The sequence below is a fragment of the Saccharopolyspora sp. ID03-671 genome (genome assembly GCF_045278815.1).
Taxonomy (GTDB): domain Bacteria; phylum Actinomycetota; class Actinomycetes; order Mycobacteriales; family Pseudonocardiaceae; genus Saccharopolyspora; species Saccharopolyspora ipomoeae.
Genome location: NZ_CP134054.1, coordinates 6,529,740 through 6,548,486, shown reverse-complemented (window position 1 = coordinate 6,548,486; position 18,747 = coordinate 6,529,740). Strand labels below are relative to the sequence as shown.

General features: G+C 68.8%; 17 protein-coding genes. 10 read left to right on the top strand and 7 right to left on the bottom strand.

The features are described from left to right. The first annotated feature begins 236 nt into the window (after window positions 1–236). Both REH65_RS30385 and REH65_RS30380 read left to right on the top strand, forming a co-directional pair. Window positions 237–1,946 (top strand): FAD-binding dehydrogenase, encoded by a 1,710-nt coding sequence (locus tag REH65_RS30385; protein WP_406693269.1) that lies wholly within the window; start codon window positions 237–239, stop codon window positions 1,944–1,946. An 87-nt stretch (window positions 1,947–2,033) separates the two neighbouring features. Next, window positions 2,034–4,316 carry a LuxR C-terminal-related transcriptional regulator gene (locus tag REH65_RS30380; protein WP_406690170.1) on the top strand — a complete coding sequence of 761 codons (2,283 nt, stop codon included), beginning with the start codon at window positions 2,034–2,036 and terminating at the stop codon, window positions 4,314–4,316. 3 nt (window positions 4,317–4,319) lie between these two features. On the opposite strand, the gene REH65_RS30375 is transcribed toward REH65_RS30380, so the two are convergent. Next, on the bottom strand, window positions 4,320–4,520 hold the full coding sequence (locus REH65_RS30375) for a hypothetical protein (protein WP_406690169.1): 201 nt from the start codon (window positions 4,518–4,520) through the stop codon (window positions 4,320–4,322). Between the two features lie 224 nt (window positions 4,521–4,744). On the opposite strand from REH65_RS30375, the gene REH65_RS30370 reads away from it, so the two are divergent. Further along, on the top strand, window positions 4,745–5,140 hold the full coding sequence (locus REH65_RS30370; protein WP_281458275.1) for a hypothetical protein: 396 nt from the start codon (window positions 4,745–4,747) through the stop codon (window positions 5,138–5,140). Between the two features lie 101 nt (window positions 5,141–5,241). Further along, a complete protein-coding gene (locus REH65_RS30365) occupies window positions 5,242–6,696 on the top strand; it encodes a hypothetical protein (RefSeq protein ID WP_406690168.1) in 1,455 nt (484 codons plus the stop codon). A gap of 62 nt (window positions 6,697–6,758) precedes the next feature. On the opposite strand, the gene REH65_RS30360 is transcribed toward REH65_RS30365, so the two are convergent. The 4 genes from REH65_RS30360 to REH65_RS30345 form a co-directional block, all read right to left on the bottom strand. Further along, on the bottom strand, window positions 6,759–7,589 hold the full coding sequence (locus REH65_RS30360; RefSeq protein ID WP_406690167.1) for an SAM-dependent methyltransferase: 831 nt from the start codon (window positions 7,587–7,589) through the stop codon (window positions 6,759–6,761). Between the two features lie 58 nt (window positions 7,590–7,647). Further along, a complete protein-coding gene (locus REH65_RS30355) occupies window positions 7,648–8,409 on the bottom strand; it encodes a 3-oxoacyl-ACP reductase (protein WP_406690166.1) in 762 nt (253 codons plus the stop codon). A 142-nt stretch (window positions 8,410–8,551) separates the two neighbouring features. Further along, complete coding sequence (locus REH65_RS30350) at window positions 8,552–8,755, bottom strand: DUF397 domain-containing protein (protein ID WP_406690165.1); 204 nt, start codon at window positions 8,753–8,755, stop codon at window positions 8,552–8,554. Beyond that, window positions 8,748–9,605: a helix-turn-helix domain-containing protein gene (locus tag REH65_RS30345; RefSeq protein WP_406690164.1), complete on the bottom strand. Its 858-nt coding sequence runs from the start codon at window positions 9,603–9,605 to the stop codon at window positions 8,748–8,750. The genes REH65_RS30350 and REH65_RS30345 overlap by 8 nt, the downstream gene beginning before the upstream one ends. Before the next feature lie 151 nt (window positions 9,606–9,756). Here REH65_RS30345 and REH65_RS30340 point away from each other — a divergent pair, with 151 nt between their 5' ends. Then, entirely contained in the window at window positions 9,757–9,987 is a 231-nt protein-coding gene (locus tag REH65_RS30340; RefSeq protein WP_406690162.1) for a zinc finger protein, read from the top strand. Next, window positions 9,984–10,196: a hypothetical protein gene (locus REH65_RS30335; RefSeq protein ID WP_406690161.1), complete on the top strand. Its 213-nt coding sequence runs from the start codon at window positions 9,984–9,986 to the stop codon at window positions 10,194–10,196. The genes REH65_RS30340 and REH65_RS30335 overlap by 4 nt, the downstream gene beginning before the upstream one ends. A gap of 253 nt (window positions 10,197–10,449) precedes the next feature. Here REH65_RS30335 and REH65_RS30330 read toward each other — a convergent pair whose 3' ends face one another. Next, window positions 10,450–10,830: a hypothetical protein gene (locus tag REH65_RS30330; RefSeq protein ID WP_406690159.1), complete on the bottom strand. Its 381-nt coding sequence runs from the start codon at window positions 10,828–10,830 to the stop codon at window positions 10,450–10,452. Window positions 10,831–11,382: 552 nt separating this feature from the next. Between REH65_RS30330 and REH65_RS30325 the strand changes: the two genes are divergently transcribed. Then, window positions 11,383–11,970 (top strand): DUF1097 domain-containing protein, encoded by a 588-nt coding sequence (locus REH65_RS30325; protein WP_281458266.1) that lies wholly within the window; start codon window positions 11,383–11,385, stop codon window positions 11,968–11,970. A 59-nt stretch (window positions 11,971–12,029) separates the two neighbouring features. Here the strand turns inward: REH65_RS30325 and REH65_RS30320 are convergent, their stop codons facing one another. Further along, the gene (locus REH65_RS30320) at window positions 12,030–13,415 is read right to left on the bottom strand and encodes a hypothetical protein (protein WP_406690158.1); all 1,386 of its coding nucleotides are present in this window, start codon (window positions 13,413–13,415) and stop codon (window positions 12,030–12,032) included. Window positions 13,416–13,653: 238 nt separating this feature from the next. On the opposite strand from REH65_RS30320, the gene REH65_RS30315 reads away from it, so the two are divergent. From REH65_RS30315 to REH65_RS30305, 3 genes are all read left to right on the top strand, one after another. Continuing rightward, a complete protein-coding gene (locus tag REH65_RS30315) occupies window positions 13,654–14,334 on the top strand; it encodes a haloacid dehalogenase type II (protein ID WP_406690157.1) in 681 nt (226 codons plus the stop codon). After that, window positions 14,331–15,083 (top strand): SDR family NAD(P)-dependent oxidoreductase, encoded by a 753-nt coding sequence (locus REH65_RS30310; protein WP_281458263.1) that lies wholly within the window; start codon window positions 14,331–14,333, stop codon window positions 15,081–15,083. Before REH65_RS30315 ends, REH65_RS30310 begins: the two co-directional genes overlap by 4 nt. A gap of 169 nt (window positions 15,084–15,252) precedes the next feature. Further along, on the top strand, window positions 15,253–18,615 hold the full coding sequence (locus REH65_RS30305; RefSeq protein ID WP_406690156.1) for a DEAD/DEAH box helicase: 3,363 nt from the start codon (window positions 15,253–15,255) through the stop codon (window positions 18,613–18,615). The last annotated feature ends 132 nt before the right edge of the window (window positions 18,616–18,747 follow it).

Genomic DNA, 18,747 nt, shown 5'->3' with positions numbered 1-18,747 from the left:
CGGACGCCCCCGTTCCGCCGACCTGCGTCCGTTTCCTAACGAATGATCCGGAAGTCTTGTGTCCCGTTCGGTGAACGGTGTTCATTGCACGGTGGCGCGGTCGCCGAGAGCCCGGTGTCTCCGCGCTGTCGATGCGGACCGAACGGCGGAAGGACGTCATGAGCGATCGCGAGAACGGCTTGGTCAGTCGGCGCTCCGTGCTGGTCAGCGGCGGGGTGGCCGCCGCAGGTGCCGCGATGCCGGTGGGGGCCGCGGGTGCCGCTCCGGCGGCTGGTGGCGATGCCGACGCGATCGTGGTGGGCGGTGGTCTGGCCGGGCTGGTCGCGACCTCGGAGCTGGTCGCGCAGGGCCGCAAGGTGCTGCTGGTCGATCAGGAGCCCGAGGCGAGCCTCGGTGGTCAGGCGTTCTGGTCGCTGGGCGGGTTGATGTTCATCGACTCCGAGGAGCAGCGGCTGGCCGGCATCCGCGACTCGCTGGAGCTGGCCCGCGCGGACTGGTTCGGGAGCGCCGGTTTCGACCGGGGAGTCGACGACCCGCTGGGTGAGGACCACTGGGCGGCGCGGTGGGCCGAGGCCTACCTGCAGTTCGCCGCGACCGAGAAGCGTTCCTGGCTGCACGGTTTGGGCGTGCGGTGGGTGCCGGTCGTGGGGTGGGCCGAGCGCGGCGGCCGGCACGCCGACGGCCACGGCAACTCGGTGCCGCGCTTCCACCTCACGCTCGGCACCGGCCCCGGTGTCGTGGAGCCGTTCGAGAAGATCGTGCGGGAAGCCGCCGACAACGGTCTGGTGACGTTCAAGTTCCGCCACCAGGTCGACGAGCTCACGATCACCAACGGCGCGGTCGACGGTGTGCGGGGCGGAATCCTGGAGCCCAGCAACGCGCCGCGCGGCAAGCCGAGTTCGCGCACCAGGGTCGGTGATTTCGAGCTGCGCGCGCCCGTGGTCATCGTGACTTCCGGTGGTATCGGCGGGAATCAGGACCTGGTTCGGCAGAACTGGCCGGAGTGGCTGGGCGCCCCGCCGAAGCGCATGATCACCGGCGTTCCGGCGCACGTCGACGGCCGGATGCTCGGGATCACCGAGCGGGCCGGTGCGCGGCTGGTCAACCGGGACCGGATGTGGCACTACACCGAGGGTTTGGCCAACCACACCCCGATCTGGCCCGATCACGGCATCCGGGTGCTGGCGGCGCCGTCATCGCTGTGGTTCGACGCGCGCGGGCGGCGGTTCCCGAACCCGGGCATCCCGAGCTACGACACGCTCGGCACGCTGAAGCTGATCAAGGACACCGGCTACGACTACTCGTGGTTCGTGCTCAACCAGCGGATCATCAACAAGGAGTTCATCCTCTCCGGTTCGGAGCAGAACCCGGAGCTCACCCGCAAGGACCTCGCCGCCTACCTGGCGAGCCGCGCGCTCAACGACACCCCGCCGCCGGTCAAGGCGTTCCAGGACTTCGGCGAGGACTTCGTGGCGGCCGATTCCGTCTCGGAGCTGGTGGCCAGGATGAACGACCTCAGCGGTGACGATCTGCTCGACGCCGCCGACCTGGAACGCCAGATCGTCCAGCGGGACCGCCAGGTGGACAACAACTACACCAAGGACGAGCAGGTCATGGGCATCCGCAACTCCCTGGCCTACGTCGGCGACAACCTGATCCGCACCACCCCGCTGCACAAGATCCTCGACCCCGAAGCGGGCCCGCTGATCGCGATCCGGATGAACCTGCTGACCCGCAAGACCCTCGGCGGCCTGCAGACGAACCTCGACGGCCAGGTCCTCGACGGCCGGGCCAACCCCATCCCGGGCCTCTACGCCGCGGGCGAGGTCGCCGGTTTCGGCGGCGGCGGAGTCCACGGCTACCGGGCGCTGGAGGGCACGTTCCTCGGAGGCTGCCTCTTCTCCGGCCGCCAAGCGGGCAAGGCAGCGGCCCGGGCGACGGCCTGATCGCGCGCCGGGGCGAGCTTCTCACCAGGACTACACTCGGAGGTAGCGGTGCTGGGCACCGAGCTGAAGGTGTGAGCTGGTGGTGACATGTCCCGGCGTGTGGGCAACCTCCCCGGCTCGGAGAGCGTCACCAGCTTCGTCGGCCGGCGGGCGATGGTCGGCGAGATCCGCGGGCTGCTCGGATCCGCCCGCCTGGTGACGCTGGTCGGCACCGGTGGCATGGGCAAGACCCGACTGGCCGTCCGCGTCGCCGAGTCCGCGCACCGGGCTTTCGCCGACGGGGTCTGGATCGTCGAGCTCGCCGAGCTCCGCGATCCGACCCTGACCGACCACGCCATCATCGACGCCCTCGGCGTCCCGGACCGCTCGGCGGAGTCGTCCCGGGACGTGCTGGTCGAGCACGTGCGGGACAAGTCGCTGCTGCTGGTCCTCGACAACTGCGAGCACCTGATCGACGCGTGCGGCGAGGTGATCGCCGCCGTGCTGCGCGCGGCACCCGGCGTGCGCGTCCTCGCGACCAGCCGGGAAGCGCTGCACGTCCTCGGCGAGCACATCGTCCCCGTCCCGCCGCTCAGCTTCTCCGGCCACGGGGACCCGCTCCAGCACGAGGCGATCCAGCTGTTCGCCGAGCGAGCGGCCGCCGCCGTGCCGGGGTTCACCCTCGACGCCGACAACCGCGAGGCCGTCGCCAGGTTGTGCGCGAGGCTGGAGGGGATGCCGCTGGCCATCGAGCTCGCCGCCGTGCAGCTGCAGGCGATGGGCGTCGACGAGATCCTGGACCGCCTCGAAGACCGGTTCCAGGCGCTGCCGACCGTGCTCCGGGGTGCGCCGGCCCGCCAGCAGACCCTGCGCGCCGCCGTGGAGTGGAGCTACGCGCTGTGCTCGCCGGCCGAGCAAACGGCGTGGGCGCGGCTGTCGGTCCTGCCAGGGGGGTTCGACCTCGCCACGGCCCTCGCCGTCATCGGCCGAGATTCCCTCACGACGCAGGAGGCCACCGACGCGATCACGGGCCTGGTCTCCAAGTCGGTCCTGTCCCGCTCGGCCCGCAGCAGCCGCTACCACGTCCTGGAGACCATCAGGCAGTTCGGCCGGGAGCTCCTGCGCGGCAGCGACGCCGAGGTCGAGGTGAGCCGACGGCACCTGCACCACTTCGCCGACCTGGCGGCGCGCGCCCGCCACGACTGGTCGGGGCCGCGGCAGCCGGAGTGGGCGGCGATGGAGCGGCGCGAGCAGGTCAACTTCCGGGAGGCGCTGCGCTTCGGCTTCGACACCGACGCGGACCGGCCCGCGACCGTGCGGATGGCCGTAGACCTGCGCCACCTCTGGGTCATGGGCGCCGGCCGCGAGGGGCGGGAGTGGGTCGACCGGGCGCTCGCCGAGCTCCACGACGACACTCCCCTGCGCGCCGAGGCGCTGTGGGTGGCGGGTTGGGTCCGGCAGGTCCAGGGCGATCCGATCGGCTCCGCGGCGATCTTGACCGAGTGCATCGCCGTCGCCGAGCGTCTCGGCGAGCAGCTCACGCGTGCCCGCGCCGAGCAGTTCCTCGGGGTCAACGAGCTGCTCGGCGGTCACCTCGACGAGGCGGACGCGCTCCTCTCCGGCGCGCAGAGCACCTACCGGTCACTCGGAGTCGCCGACTCGGAGTCGCTGATCGGGTTGGCCGCTCACGGGTGGCTCCGCCTGATCGAGGGCGAGGACCGGGAGGCCGAACGCATCGCCGAGCAGTGCCGCCGCCTCAGCAGGGAGGTCGGCGAGAGCTGGGCGGCGACGTGGGCGCTGTGGGTGCTGGGCCTCATCGGCTGGACCCGTTCCGACGAGATCCTGGCCTCGGCGGCGCTGCGCGAAGCGATCGAGATCAAGCGGGAGCTCGGCGACTGGCTCGGCATCCCCTGCTGCGTCGAGGTGCTGATCTGGGTGCTGGCCGAATCCGGTCGGCACCGGCGCGCGGCCCGGCTCGTGGGAGCGAACCAGGAGCTCTGGCTGCCGATCGGCCTGCCCATGTTCGGTTTCGCCGACTACCTCCAGGCCCACGAGCGCTGCACCGCCACCCTGCGCGAAGCGCTGGGCGACACGCGGTTCGACGCCGAGCAGACCGCGGGCACGCACATGTCACCGGAGGCCACCGTCGACTACGCGCTCGGCACACCGCAGCAGACCCGCACCGCCGATTCCTCACCGCTGACCCGCAGGGAGGGGCAGGTCGCGCGACTGGTGGCGGACGGGCTGACGAACCGGGAGATCGCCGAGCAGCTGATCATCTCGCCGCGCACCGCCGAAGCGCACGTCGAGAACATCCTGAGCAAGCTCGGCTACACGTCGCGGACCAAGATCGCCGCGTACCTGCGCGCGGATCCCGACCTGGCCGACTGATCCTCAGACCTCGGCTCGGGCCGGGATCGTGGTCACCGCGACGAGCACCGCCTCGCGGTGGGTGCGGCAGACCGTGCGCGCGCTGTCGGGGCCGGGCTCGGCGCGGGTGCCCTCGAAGTCGCAGATCCACCTGCCGGTGCACGGGTTGCGGTACACGTGGGACGTCTGGTGCGGCAGCTGACCGGTGGTTCGGCGGGAGGACATGATCGAGCTTTCTCGCGAAGGGCCGGGGGATCTGATGCGCTCCAACTTCCCGTGCGGGTGCTCGGTCGACCAGGGCAGAACTACCGAGTTCGCTACCTAGACCGCCACCGTCCTCGGCGCGCCCCGCCCGGTCTACGCAGTGACCTACGCAGTGCCACGGATGCCATCGGGACCGGGACCAAAGACCCTGGACAAGTCCTCGCACCACCGACCAGGGCGTCCAGATGCTCCTCCAGAACCGACCGCACCCACATCCCGCCGAGACCCACCGCCGCTACGCGCACCTCCGCGACCGCCGCCTGGCCGGTGTCCTCATCGACGAGGACACCGCCGAGGACCGCGAGGAGCTCTCCGCCCTCGAACGCATCAGCTGTCGCGTGCACCGCCGCTGGGCCCACGAGTGCATCAGCTCCCCCACCCACGTCATCGCCGTCACCGGCCACCGCTGGTGCCGCCCCTGCGAAGCCGAGGCCAACATCGCCGTCGACGAGCTCACCGGCGACATCACCATCACCTGCACCCGCTGCGCCCGAACCCCCACCACCCCGGCAACCAGGCAGATCCTCCGCACCTGCAGAGCAAGCCTCGCCACAGCCACCGAACACCGCCGACGCGCATAGCCGCCCGAAAACCAAGAGCGACCGCTGCGCGGGTCATGTGTCCGAGGCCGATGTACATCAACACGGCGTTCTGAAGCCGCGAGTTCTTTACGATCTTGAACATGGCGGAGCTGACGGCAGCGGAGAAAAGGCTCGTCGAGGGGGCGCGGTCGGGCCGGCTCGTCGACCTCTCGACGGCATCGGACAACGAGATCCGGGGCGTCGTGATCAGAGACCTCCTGCGCGGCCACCACTCCGAAGACCCTGATCCTCGCGGTGTGCGACTGCGCGGAGCCCACATCATCGGCGAACTGGACCTGATCGACATCCGGGCTTCGATTCCACTGGAACTCACCCACTGCGCCCACGACGCTCCGCTGCACCTCACCAGAGCTCACCTTCCACGCCTCGATCTGTCCGAAAGCACCTTCTGCGCGTTAGAAGCCGAGTCCTTCACCTGTGAACACGACCTGCAGCTCGTCGGGATTCAATGCGAAAGCCTGAATCTGGTGGGCGCAAACATCTCAGGCCAGGTCAACGCCACCCGTGCTCGGTTGGACTCCTCAACCAGACCGGCGGTGAACGCCGAACGCATCACCGTCGGAAACGGGTTGTTCCTCATCGACGTCATCGGTCGGTCAATCAGCTCTCGCGGCGCTCTGTGCCTGCTCGGGGCCACCATCACCGGGCCGCTGGAACTCGACAAAGCCCAACTTCGGGCGACCGATGGCCCTGCGATCAACGCCGATTGGCTCACCGTCAAGGGAAGTCTCTTCCTCAACGAGGGTTTCACGGCCGGCTCCGACTGCGAGCGCGGCACCGTCCGTCTGCAAGGTATGTCGCTCACAGGTCAGCTCAACCTCAACGAGTCGTCTGTCATGAATTCGTCCGCGGAAGGCCCAGCGCTGGTGCTCATCGGAGCCCAAGTCGGTTCTGACCTCGTCCTCCCCATGCACGTACTCAGCAATGGCGGAAATCGGACTGTTCTGGCGAACCTGAACGGCCTCCAGTACCCGTTCGTGCCACGCGGGTCGACGCACCGGGAATGGCTGAAGCTTCTCTCCCATCACAGTCCCGCCTACGCCGCTCAGCCCTACCAACAACTCGCCTCCGCACATCGCGCTGCAGGACACGAACGCGAAGCCCGCGACATCCTCATCGCCCAGCAGCGCGATTTCCGCCGCCGAGGCAGACCAGTCGGCAGAGGACGCAGGATCCTTCACCTCGCCAGCGGAGCCTTCATCGGTCATGGGCACCGCCCGTTCCGGGCCCTCGGATACCTCGCGGGCGTGTGTCTGCTCGCCGGAATCACATCGCTGGCCGCTTCCGCGCTCGGTGTCGCCATCCGACCCGCCCCACCAGGCGGTCGCTGTTCACCCGCCGAGGTGTTCGGCCTCGCCGCCGACACCGCACTCCCGCTTCTCAAAATGGGTGGCGCCAAGCACTGCGAGTTCGCCACTACGACCCAGCTCGGCCAGGCCTTCTTCGCAGGCGGTTATGTCCTGCACATGCTCGGGTGGGCCTTCGCAACCCTCTTCGTAGCCGGATACACCGGACTGGTCCGAAAACCCAGCTGACACCGGAATCTGGATCACGCTTCCCCGCCACTTCGCCCCCGTGGCAGCTGGCCGCCGCCACGTCAGGTGCGGAGGATTCCGACTGCTCCGAGGACGTTGCCCTTGTTTGCTTCTTCGTCGTTGACCGGGGTGTCCGGGCGCCAGTGGGCTGCGGGGACTACTCCTGGGGTGACCAGGGTGTAGCCCGGGAACAGGGCTTCGACTTCGTCGGGGGTGCGGATGTGCAGGTGTGGGGTGGAGGTTCCTGCGAGGAGGGAGCGGAGGGCTTCGATCTCGGTGTCGGTGCGGGAGAGTTGGGCGTTGTTGGAGACCGCCAGGGCGCTGTCGGGGACGCAGGCGTCGCGGTAGCGCTCGACGAGCGCTGCGCCGTCCGGGTCGGGGAGCAGGTCGAGGATGCCGAAGGCCAGGACCGCGACCGGTTTCGAGAAGTCCAGCAGCTCGGCCACGCCCGGAGCTCGGAGGACGGCTTCGGCGTCGCTGACGTCGAGTTCGGTGACCGAGACCTGCGGGTCGTCGCCGAGGAGGTGGCGGGCGTGGTGGCAGGCGATGGGTTCCCAGTCGACGTAGGCGACCTTCGCGTGCGGGCAGTGCTCGCGGGCGATCTCGTGCACGTTGCCGACCGTGGGGACACCGGACCCCAGGTCGAGGAACTGGTCGATCCCGGCCTCGGTCGCCAGGTACCGGACCGCGCGGCCGAGGAACGACCGGTTCGCGTAGCTGTAGTCCCGTTCGGTCGGGACGAGCGCGAGGGCGTGATCGGCCGCCTGGCGGTCCACCTCGAAGTTGGCGGAACCGCCGAGCAGGTAGTCGTACATCCGGGCGATGTTCGGCCGGGTGAGGTCCGCGTGCGAAACCTCGGCCGCCAGCTCGACTTCCCTGGTCTCGTCGGTCATGATCTCACCGTATCGGAACGGGCGGCGACCGATCAGCCACTCAGCGCGATCGCCTCGATCAGTCGTTGACCAGGCCGCCGTCGACCACCAGGTTCTGGCCCGTGACCGCCCGCGACCACGGCGAGGCGAAGAACAGAGCGGCGTCGGCGAACTCGGCGGGCGTCACCACGCGACGCAGCGGCGTGTTCGCCGCGATCGCGTCGAACACCTCCTCGGGAGTGGCGGCGCTCGCGTCGGTGGTGCGCAGCAGCCCACCCGAGACCATGTTGACCGTGATGCCGTCCGGCCCGAGATCGGCGGCGAGAGTGCGGGTCAGCGACAGCAGCGCCGCCTTCGCAGCCGTGTAGTCGTGGTAGGGCACGACCGGGTTCTGGAACAGGTTCGTCCCGACGTTGATGATCCGGCCGGCACCGAGCTCCCGCATGCCCGGCAGCGCCGCCTGCGCGACGTTCAGCGCACCTCGGACGCTGCCCTCGAACTGCCCGGAGAACTCGTCCCACGTGATCGCGTCGGCGTGCGAGCGGGCGTCGCCGTTGAAGGCGAAGTCGGCCAGAGCGTTGTTGACCACCGTCGTCACCGGGGTCCCGAAACGCTCACGTGCCGTGGCGAACAGGGCATCGACCTGGGTCCGGTCGGTGACGTCGGCCGCGACGGCGATTGCCCGGTCGCCGAGCTCGTCGGCCAGCGCTTCGGCCTGCTCGCGGCTGCGGCGGTAGTCGATCACGACGCGGGCGCCCTGCCCCGCGAACGCGCGCACCAACGCGGCGCCCAGCCCGCGCCCACCTCCGGTCACCACGACAACCTGATCGGCGAAATCCATAGGCCGCACGGTAACGCCCGGCAGCAGGACATCAGCACCCGCGGGTGCCCTGACCTGCTAAGAGGATGCCGGATCTCCGGTCACGACAACGATGCCCCCGCGTCCCCGGTGGCGAGGAGCGGGGGCACCGCACGAGCCGTGCTCACGGTCGATCGAACCTGTTGGCCTTCACCGCGCGGATGAATAACGACCACTGATCGCCGGTGGCCGTGAAGAAACCCGCAGCTCGGTCCTTGGTGTCGCGCACGGCAGCGCCGTCGCCGACCCGGCCCACCTCGACGCAGTTGTCGACTTGCGCCGAGCGCGAGCTCTTGCGCCATCCGATCGGACCGGTGTGGTCACGCATCCTGTTCCTCCCATTCCTCGACGATGTCGGCGATGAGCGAGGTGGACTCCGCCTCGCTCATCGCCATCTGCTCAACCCTAGGCAAGGCGGAGCGGTATGCCGAGACATCTTCGGGCTCGTCGAGATAAAGCGCGCTGACGCGGTTCTCGATGCTGATCACCGGATCGCGATCATCGAACTCGACCAGGACGAACGGACCCTCTAGACCAGCATGCCAACCCGTGCGAATCGGCAGCACGCGCAGCATGACGTTGGGCTGCTCGGCGAGCTTCAGCAGTTCACGCAACTGATCAACCATCGTCTCGTCGCTGCCGATCGCCTGCCGGAGCGCGAGTTCGCCGACGAAGGCATTCAGCTGTACGGGCTTCTTCCGGTTGATGGCGTCACGGCGACCGAGCCGCACGGCCACCCGCGTGTCGATCTCGGAAGGGGGTACCTCGGCCGAGATCATGATGTCGCGCGCGTAGTCCGCAGTCTGCATGAGACCTGGTACCAGCAGAGGCGAAACAGTCGTGATCCTGGTTGCCGCGCGCTCTATCTCCAGCAGCGTCGCGAGCTGACGCGGTTGCTCGGGCATTCCGATCGACAACCACCTCGGCGCGTCAGGTTCATCCGCCATCCCGAGGAGCCGCTCGCGCACGTCCGTCGGGGCTCGCACCGCTTGCAAATACGCGGCGACCTCGGCAACTCCTGGCCTGCGGGCGCCGGTTTCCCAGCGGGACACGGTTGCGTGCGACGTGTCCAGGAGCTTGGCGAGCCCGCGCAGTCCGAGACCCGCCGCCTCGCGAGTAGCGCGGAGTTCTGCCCCGAAGACTCGGGCCCTGATGGTTCGCCGAGTGTTACCAGCCATGTTCCAGAGCATAACCAGACGCGAGTTTGTGCAGGTAGATCACCCGATCGGTTCGTTGCCCCAGTCCGTTACCAACTGCCACAGTGTTACCCGTTCCAATAGTCGGCGGCGCGCGATGCCGCGGCACCACCAACAACGCACTGGGGACTCGATGACGAGCTTTCGGCCGCACCCGTTCAGCTGGCGACCAGGCGGCACCAGCAGGCACGCCACCACCGCCGCACCCGCCGACGGCCAGCAGTTCCAAACACTCTGCGGGACGACGGAAATCGCCGACACCTGCGCGGAGGCGTGGTTCTTGCCCACGTGCGCGGCCTGCAACGTGGCCACCCACGAACTCGCCGGTGTTCCGATGCCGCCCACCTCACCGGTGGGGCCATGAACAACGTCGCGAACGTCATGCGCGGGGCGCTCGTGTCGATCGCCGCCGCGGTCGACAACGTCGAAGCAGGCCACACGACCCCGGACGAGCGAGAGGAACTCGCACGGGTCTGCGACCGCCTCGCGGACGTCCTGCGCAGGGACACCGGCCGGCCGCCCGCGATCGACGGCGACGTCATCGCAGTCGTCGTCGAAGAGCACCGCCGATGAGACCGCTCCACCACCCGGTGGCTCCCGCTGCACCGCGGCGACGCCGAGAACCTGCTTCGCGACGCAGGAGCCACCGGACATCCCTCTGCCCTTGAAGCGCTCGGCCATCCGATCGTTGACCCCCGGATGCGGCAGCAGGCGGGCCCGGGCAGGGCCCGCCTTGGGTGAGAGGGGGAGCTCCGGACACGCTCAGGTCTTCTGGCGTGCTGGATGGATGAATCCTGGCTGAATGCTCGTTCGACCGCGGACTGCCTCAGAGCCGCACGTTCGCAGAGATGCCGTTGGTCGTGTCCTGCACCACGATGTTGGTGAACCGCACGGTCATGGGCGGGCTGCACGACGGCTGGAATGTCGCGGTCCCGGTGAGGGTGAATTCGGCCTTCCCGTTCTGCACCGGGAAGTCGCCCGCGGTCGAGACGCTCGTCTTGTTCACCGCGCGCGGGTGATTGCCGCCGCTGTTGATGCACTCCGCAGTGGCGGTGAGCACGATGTGCACCTGAGATTCGTCTCCCAGCCCGGCTTCCTTGCCGGAGACGGTGAGCGTGTTGCCGGAGGCAGAAGCCTCGAACGCCGACTGGATGAAGTGGGGGCTGCCCGCGAACGCCGCGGGCGCGACCAACACCAGCCCCGCCAAAGTGGCGAGAAGGACGACCAATCGCCGTAACATCGAAAACCCTCCTGCATGTCAATGCCCTCGGTGCTGGCTGATGTGAGCGCGGGTTCCGAGGAAGCGTCGTGCGTTGAGCAGGGCGGTTGGTCGTACCCGGTGCGTACACCTGCGAGCACCGGATCAGCGGGCATGGGTTTACCCGAAGACTTCATGCTGAGCTTCCGGTGGCAGCGTCCACCAGGGACGAAATCCTCTGGCGCGCTCGGTGCTGCGCCAGGGGTTGCACCCCGGGGAACATCCGTTCGTCCGGGGCTGGCGGTCCGCGAGGACGGTGGCCGGTTCTTCGCGCACGTGTTCACATTCCGACGCCGCAATGCGAGAAGTTCTACAACTGCGCCACTTTCGTTGTACGGAGTGGGCACACCGGGCCTGTGAGTGGAAGTCTGACAACGACCCGCTGTTCGGTTTTCCGTCCGACGCCGCTCACCCGGTGTCCCGCACGTTCACGAACCCATGTGCGAGGCGAGTGCGCACGACGAGGTTGGTCAAAGGAGTCGACCTTCAAGAGGAGCAGCAATGAAGTCCATTCCCCTGTGGGTGGCCGTGCCGGTGACCGTCGCTGTCGCCCTCCCCTTCGGACTGTGGCTGGGCACCTGGTCGCTGCCGTTGTGGCTGGCGTTCATCGTGTGGGCCGAGTACTTCGCCCTGGGCGCGAGGCCGACCGTGCTCCGCATCGTGGTCCCGTCATTCCTGAGCGGTGTGGTCAGCGCGGCGATCGCACTGATCTTCTCGCTGCTCGTCGGAACGGTCGTGGGCAACGCCGCGATCGTCACGAGCGGCGACGTGTCGTGGTTCGTAGGCCTGCCGGTGGCCCTCGTTCCGCTCATCTACGCGATGCAGTTCCTGCCGTTCGCGCGGGACACCGGGACCCTCCCCTTCTTCAACGGCCTGTCCATGGGTCTGGCCACGTTCTTCATCGGGATCTACACGAACTTCGGAGGCCTGGCGCTGCCCGCTGACAGCGTGCTGCTGCCGCTGATCACCTCGGTTCCCGCGGTGCTGGGCGGACTGCTCGGCGCCTTCCTCGGATGGTTCAACGTCGCCATCATGACGCCATTCGGCCGCCGAGCACCCCAGGAGGCTGAAACGTCCGTCGACGCCTGACCTCCCGTCGCGCACGCCGAGCAGCCGCCGCATCACTCGGCCACCGAACGCGGTGAGAATCAGGGGCGCGGGAAGCGGCCTTCGCCGCGGCGGCCGACGAGGCCGGCGACCAGTTCTCGCAGCTCGTCCTCGGTCTGGGCCGCGCTGATGCGGGCGTTGTAGTCGCTTTCCACTTTGCGCAGGAAGTCCGGCCAGGGCTGGGGAAACTCGGCGAGGTTGACGTAGCGCTGGTTGTCGCGCAGCTTGCCCGCGCCGATCTTGTCCTGCTTGTGTCCGTGGACGCTGGACTCGGGGTTGGCGGTGGACTCCGTCGAGCGCCAGTTGTGCACGTGACCGACCGGGCTGTCGTGGTTGCCGGGCGCGAGCGTCTCCAGCCCGACCTCCAGGGAGCCCGCTCTGGTCGACCGCGGCGGTGTGTAGATCAGCAGCAGGTGGCCGTGCGCCCCGTTGGGCATGATCAGGTCACCGTTGCAGTCGAGATTGCCCTTGCCGCCGATGCCGGCGTCCAAGCCCCTCACCAACACCTGGTGCTGCTTCAACCGGGGCAACAAGTTGCGGACCGTGGCGGGCCAGCCGCCACGCTCCTTGAACGCCCCTTCACTGCCGCCTCGATCGTCGCTGATGGACATGTGGTGGCTCGCGTACGTCCGTTCGGTGACGTGCTCGGGGAGCTCACCCTGCGCGTCGGCGATCTCCAGCCACTCCGCCAGTTCGTAGCGCCCGGGCCCGTCCTGCGACAGCGGCGGGATGCGGATGTTGACCCGGCCCCCGTGCGCGAGCGCCCGCGCCACGTCGCCCTCCCGGTAGTCGATGTGCTCCGCCCCCGGGGCCGGCCGGATCTTCAGGCCGTTCTGCAGGATCAGGAAGACGCGGGTCAGCAGTTGTTGCGCGTGGGCCTGCTTCTGCTGCTCGGCGGTGGCACCCTCCCCGGACGGTTCCTGCGGGTGCAGCGTGTCGACGAAGGCGTTGCGGATCTGCTCGTCCCGCTCGGCGTGCAGCGGTGCTCGCTCCTCCGCAGGCTGCGCGTTCGCGGTGAGCGTGCGGCCGAGGGTGTATGCGGGACTGTCCTGCCGTCCCTCGCGCACCCTCTCGCGGAATTCCAGGGTGGCGATGAGCAGGCGTCGTCCCGGGGGCAGCTGCAACCAGTCGTGGTACTTCCCGTTGCGGGCGTAGGTCGCCGCGTCGTCATAGGTGCCGACCCCGGCCGATTCCAGCCAGCCCCGGCGCTGCTCCTTGATCACCCGAACCTCGTCGTCGCTGAAGAGCGGCCCCTTCTTCAACCGCTGCAGCAGATCGGATTTCAGCCGCTGGGCGCTGACCAGCTTCCCCAACCACCAGGCCTCGTCCGGCGCGGCCACCGACCGCTCCCCCGCCCGCTGCACGGCAACCGCCGTGGCCCGGTTCCCGGCCTTCCGCTGCAGCGCGAGCAAATCCTCCGGCGCCACACCCGAAGCGCTCCGCCGCAGGTCAAGGGCAGGACGGGACGTGCCGGTCCCCTCCATCCGGCTGTCCTGCCGACGTTCCGTGTTCCGCGCGTTGCCCATCCGCTCCAGCTTCGCGATCACTCCCGCACACCACCAGGCACCGAAGGGCAGAGGTGCGGGCAGATCGCTCACTGGCGTGGTGCTGTGCGGGCGGGTACGAATCGTTCGAGGCTTCATCTCGATCTGGGAGGGGATCGTCATGCTCACGCGGCCTCGGACCGTGGCGTTCGACGTGGTCGAGACGCTCATGGCCCTGGAACCCCTGCGATCTCGGTTCGCCGAGGCCGGGTTGGCGCCCGAGCTGGTGGAGCGGTGGTTCGACCGGTTGTTGCGGGACGGGATGGCGTTGAGCCTCGCCGGTGACTACGCGGACTTCCCCGCAGTCGCCGCGTCCGCGCTGCGGACCCTCTCGCGGGGGCGGATGAGCGACGCCGGGGTCGCGCACGTGCTCGCCGGGTTCGGCGAGCTGCCCGCGCATCCCGACGTCGAACCGGCCATGCGCACGTTGGCCGACGCCGGTATCTCGATGGTCTGCCTGAGCAACGGCACCGCCGAGACGACGAACGCGTTCCTGGAGCGCACCGGGCTCGCCCACCACGTCGACCAGGTCATCAGCGTGGCCGACGTCCGCAGCTGGAAACCGCCGGTCCACGTCTACGAGCACGCCCTCGACCAGCTCGGCCGGGCTCCGCAGGAGGTCGCCCTGGTCGCCGTGCACGCCTTCGACTGCCACGGCGCGAAACGCGCCGGGCTCACCACCGGGTGGGCCGGCCGCCTGGAGGGCCACTACGCCGAGGTGTTCGCTCCCGCGGACATCGTCGGGGACGACCTCGTCGAGGTCGCCCAGCAGATCGCCGCAATCGCTCAGGAGGAACGGTGACCGACCTCTTCACGCTCAACGGCAGGAACGCGATCGTCACCGGTGGCGCGCAGGGCATCGGCGAGGCCATCGTGCTCGCCCTCCGCGACGCGGGCGCGCGCGTGTTCATCTGCGACGTCAACCCCGACACCGGCAGAGCGGCGGCCGAGCGCCACGGGGTCGAGTTCGTGGCGGGCGACGTCACCGACCCGGACAGCGTGGAGGCCGCGTTCGAGCACGTCGTGGACGCGGGAGGTTCCGTCGACGTCGCGGTGAACAACGCCGGCATCGTGCACAACCACCCGAGCGAGGAACTCGATCCCGCCGACTGGCGCCGGGTCATGGCCGTCAACCTCGACGGCGTCTTCTACTGCTGCCGGGCCGCGGGCAAGCGGATGCTGGCGCAGGGCTCCGGCAGCATCATCAACACCGGCAGCATGAGCGGGCACATCGCCAACCACCCGCAGCCCCAATCCGCCTACAACACCGCGAAAGCGGGCGTCATCCACCTCACCAAGTCGCTGGCGGGCGAGTGGTCCGGGCGCGGCGTGCGGGTCAACTCGATCTCCCCCGGCTACGTCGGCACCGACATGACCAAACGCGGCCTGAGCAACGAGGAGTGGCGCCGCGTCTGGCTCGACGACACCCCGATGGGCCGGGTCGCCGAACCCCGCGAGATCGCCCCGGCGGTCCTCTTCCTCGCCTCCGACGCGAGCAGCTACTGCACCGGCACAGACCTCGTCGTAGACGGCGGCTACACCGTCTGGTGACCGGCCAGGATGAGATCTCACGATCTCAACCCACGGGAATCCGATCATGCTCTACAGTGCCCCTTGCTCCGAGCGGTAATCAAGCGAGCACACTGCGCGATGGCACTGGGGGAATTCTGTGGGAGACAACCGGTCTGCGAACATCGTCCGGTTCTGGCGAAGCGTCGAGATGCTCAGTCCGCAGGACGTGCCGAAGACCAAGCCCTACCGACGACGGTCCCCCGAGCAGGTCTTCGATCTGGACGCGGGGAAACTCGCCCCGTGGGAGATGGGACATCCGCTCCTCTCCGAGCCGCTCCCCGACAAGCGCACGTGGCAGTTCACCGTCTACGGCGGTCTGTACTCGCGGTCGGCGGTGAGCGACGCCCTGGTGAGGGCGTTCGGCCAGGACACGAGGGAAGAACGCCCGAGCGACGGGCACACCGCCCTGTTCGCCCTCACGATCGACGCCGACGGGTGCCTGGTCGAGAACGGCGCGACCTTGTCGGCCTGCGCTTGGACCTTGGGGAAGCTGACCTCCTCCAGGCTGGATCCCGACGACCTCGACGGTTTCGCCGACGAGGAGCGGGCGTTCGCCGAGGCGATGGACCGGCTTGTGCCCCCGGATCGGAGGACCTTCACCGACGAGGAGCACGACGACAGGAAGACGTCCGGCCCGTTCGATCGGGTCGTGCGCGCCTTCGGTGGTCGCCTGAAGTCCGCGGGTATCGACGCGTGGAGCGCCGGAGCCGAAGCCGCTGGCACAGCGGTCAAAACAGCGACTGAAACCGCGGTCCCCGTTCTCGGCGGCATCGCCGGGGCTGCCGCCGGCGCGTTCACCGAGAGCGTGTTCGGCCCGGATGATGCGGACGCTGACGGTGACGAACCCGAGAGCACCGCCGAACAACCCAGCGAACCTCGTCTTCTCGTCACCGCTGCCGCACTGCACGAGCTCGTCGCCGAGATGGCCGCGGCGCTGGGCGTTCACGATTCCCTCGACGTCGCCGGGGTTCGCGTCCGGTGCAGTCAGATCCGCGTGCGCGACGACTCAGCCGACCAGGACTTCCTCAACAGCCACATCGCCGGAGACCTCAACCACGTCGCGGACGCGGTGGCCAAGGACGACGTGGGAACCGCGCTGCGGAACTACTTGACCGACGAGCAGGAGCTCGACACCCGGCGCAGGATCGACGTGCGAACGCACCCGGACGCGGTGATCGCCGGAGTCGAACCGCGGCACATCCCGGCCGCGCGGTGGCCGGGTGACCCCGCCAAGCCGCTCGTCCTGAGCCAGCAGTTCGCGGTCAACCGCATCGTCGCCGAGCTCCGCGACAACGCGGGCCTGTTCTCGGTCAACGGTCCGCCAGGCACCGGCAAGACGACGTTGCTGCGCGACGTTCTCGCCGCGATCGTCCTGGAGCGCGCGAACCGCCTCGCGGAGCTCGGATCCCCGGCCGAGGGCTTCACCGAGCTGGTCGAACTCGTTCCAGTGGGACCGAAGAAGATCCGGACGCGGGTGCACGGGGTCTCCAGCGCGGTGAGCGGTTTCGAGATCGTCCTGGCGACCGCGACCAACGACGCGGCGCAGAACGTCTCCGCCGAGGTTCCCGGGCTCGAGGCCGTGCGCGGATACGCCGACGAGGCAGTCGGCGCCGACTACTTCACCGATCTGGCCTCGCACGTCCTCGACGACGAGGCGTGGGGGTTGGTTTCGGCGACCCTCGGCAGCATGAAGTACCGCAACACCTTCGCCAAGCGCTTCTGGTGGGCCGACTACGGGAACTCCCAGAACCAGGAGGCCTCCGAGGATGACGTCACCGGCATGTACCAGCTACTCAAGGAGGCCGGCGACGATCCCGACGCACTGGACGACTGGGACACCGCGGTCGCCGACTTCCGACGAGCCCGCGAGGAGGTCGAACGCCTCGCCGAGACGCGGCAGCGCGCCGCCGACGCGATCACCGCGGAGGCGCATTGCCATCAGCGCTGGGAGGAGGCCAAGGCGGCGTTCGCCGACGCCGACGCCCTGTGCGGTCTGGTGAGGAAGGATCTCGCGACCACCGACGCCGAGGTGAAGCAAGCGGACCGGGTGTTCCGCGACGCCGACGACGATTACGAGAGCCACCTCCGGCACCGGCCCGGATTATGGGTCACTCTGGCCACGTGGTTCCGGGCACCGCGGGAGTGGCAGGCCAAGCACGAACACCTCGAAGAGGCCCGGGATCAGGCCAAGAAAGCGCTCCGCGGCATCGAAGAGACGCGAGACCAGCTCCAGCAACGACTGAGCGCGAAGCTGACCCAGCGGCAGAAGGCGGAGGAGGCACGCGCCGCGGCCTCCTACGAGCTCGACCTGGCTCAGGACGAGGTGACTCGGGCACGCGACAGTTGGCCCGGCCGCGTCCCGCTTCCCGGTGACTTCGCCGCCGACGACGAGTTCCAGAAGTGCGCGCCGTGGGCAGACGAGGAGTACGTCACGGCCCGAAACCGGTTGTTCCTGCGGGCGTTGCGACTGCACCGCGCCTTCATCCTGCGCTCCGGGGACCGGCTCCGGAACAACCTCAGGGTCATGACCGAACTGCTGCAGGGAAACGTCAAGCCGTCTCCTGCAGCGACGTTGGCGGCATGGCAGTCGTTGTTCCTGGTCGTGCCGATGATCTCGACGACGTTCGCCTCGCTGCCCCGGCTCTTCACCGGCCTTGGCCGCGAAAACCTGGGCTGGCTGCTCGTCGACGAGGCGGGGCAAGCCACCCCGCAGCAGGTGGTCGGTGGGTTGTGGCGCTGTCAGCGGGCGGTCGTCGTGGGAGACCCGCAGCAGCTGGAACCTATCGTGTCGCTGCCGGCCCCGGCCCAGGACGCGCTGCGTCGCCACCACCAGGTCGACGAGCAGTGGAGCCCGGAAACGACGTCGGCTCAGGGCGTGGCAGACAGACTCACCCGCCACGGGACCGCGCTGCCCGTCCTGGACAGCGACGAGCAGGTCTGGGTGGGCGCTCCGCTGCGCGTGCACCGGCGGTGTGACCGCCCGATGTTCGAGGTCTCCAACGACATCGCCTACGGCGGAACGCTCATGGTCTACGGGACCCGGCACGACGGTGAGTTCCCGGGCGAGAACTGCTGGATCGACGTGCAGAGCTCGGTCTCCGCAGGTCACTGGATTGACGACGAGGGCGATGCGCTCACCGATCTGTTCGACCAGCTGGCGGCTCAGCGGGTCGACCTCGCTGATGTCCGGGTGATCAGCCCGTTCCGCGACGTCGTGAGAGAAGCTAAGAGTCGGCTCGGTACGCACGTCAGCCCGGAGTTCGCGAATCGCAATGTCGGAACCGTGCACACCGTGCAGGGCAAGGAATCCGACGTCATCGTCCTCGTGCTGGGCAGCAACCCGAAGCGTCCCGGCGCGCGGCAGTGGGCGGCCGAGCGCCCGAACCTGCTCAACGTGGCGGTGTCCCGGGCCAAACGACGCTTCTACGTCATCGGCAACCGGGAGCTTTGGAAGGACCTCCGCTACTTCGACCGGCTCGCCGGGTCGTTCACCGTTCACGAGTGGCAATGACAACCGGTCCGTCCCACCAGGGAGCGGTTGGGCCGATCACGGCGGTAGTGGTGTTTGTCCGGAACTGCGGGGGGGTGTCTGACGCGAGCAACTCGGCAGGGGACAGTTTTAGCCATAATTACCCATGATCAA

Coding starts and splice junctions, on each gene's coding strand:
- REH65_RS30385 (WP_406693269.1), top strand. CDS start 237: ATGCCGGTGGGGGCCGCGGGTGCCGCTCCGGCGGCTGGTGGCGATGCC.
- REH65_RS30380 (WP_406690170.1), top strand. CDS start 2,034: ATGTCCCGGCGTGTGGGCAACCTCCCCGGCTCGGAGAGCGTCACCAGC.
- REH65_RS30375 (WP_406690169.1), bottom strand. CDS start 4,520: ATGTCCTCCCGCCGAACCACCGGTCAGCTGCCGCACCAGACGTCCCAC.
- REH65_RS30370 (WP_281458275.1), top strand. CDS start 4,745: ATGCTCCTCCAGAACCGACCGCACCCACATCCCGCCGAGACCCACCGC.
- REH65_RS30365 (WP_406690168.1), top strand. CDS start 5,242: ATGGCGGAGCTGACGGCAGCGGAGAAAAGGCTCGTCGAGGGGGCGCGG.
- REH65_RS30360 (WP_406690167.1), bottom strand. CDS start 7,589: ATGACCGACGAGACCAGGGAAGTCGAGCTGGCGGCCGAGGTTTCGCAC.
- REH65_RS30355 (WP_406690166.1), bottom strand. CDS start 8,409: ATGGATTTCGCCGATCAGGTTGTCGTGGTGACCGGAGGTGGGCGCGGG.
- REH65_RS30350 (WP_406690165.1), bottom strand. CDS start 8,755: ATGCGTGACCACACCGGTCCGATCGGATGGCGCAAGAGCTCGCGCTCG.
- REH65_RS30345 (WP_406690164.1), bottom strand. CDS start 9,605: ATGGCTGGTAACACTCGGCGAACCATCAGGGCCCGAGTCTTCGGGGCA.
- REH65_RS30340 (WP_406690162.1), top strand. CDS start 9,757: ATGACGAGCTTTCGGCCGCACCCGTTCAGCTGGCGACCAGGCGGCACC.
- REH65_RS30335 (WP_406690161.1), top strand. CDS start 9,984: ATGAACAACGTCGCGAACGTCATGCGCGGGGCGCTCGTGTCGATCGCC.
- REH65_RS30325 (WP_281458266.1), top strand. CDS start 11,383: ATGAAGTCCATTCCCCTGTGGGTGGCCGTGCCGGTGACCGTCGCTGTC.
- REH65_RS30315 (WP_406690157.1), top strand. CDS start 13,654: ATGCTCACGCGGCCTCGGACCGTGGCGTTCGACGTGGTCGAGACGCTC.
- REH65_RS30305 (WP_406690156.1), top strand. CDS start 15,253: ATGCTCAGTCCGCAGGACGTGCCGAAGACCAAGCCCTACCGACGACGG.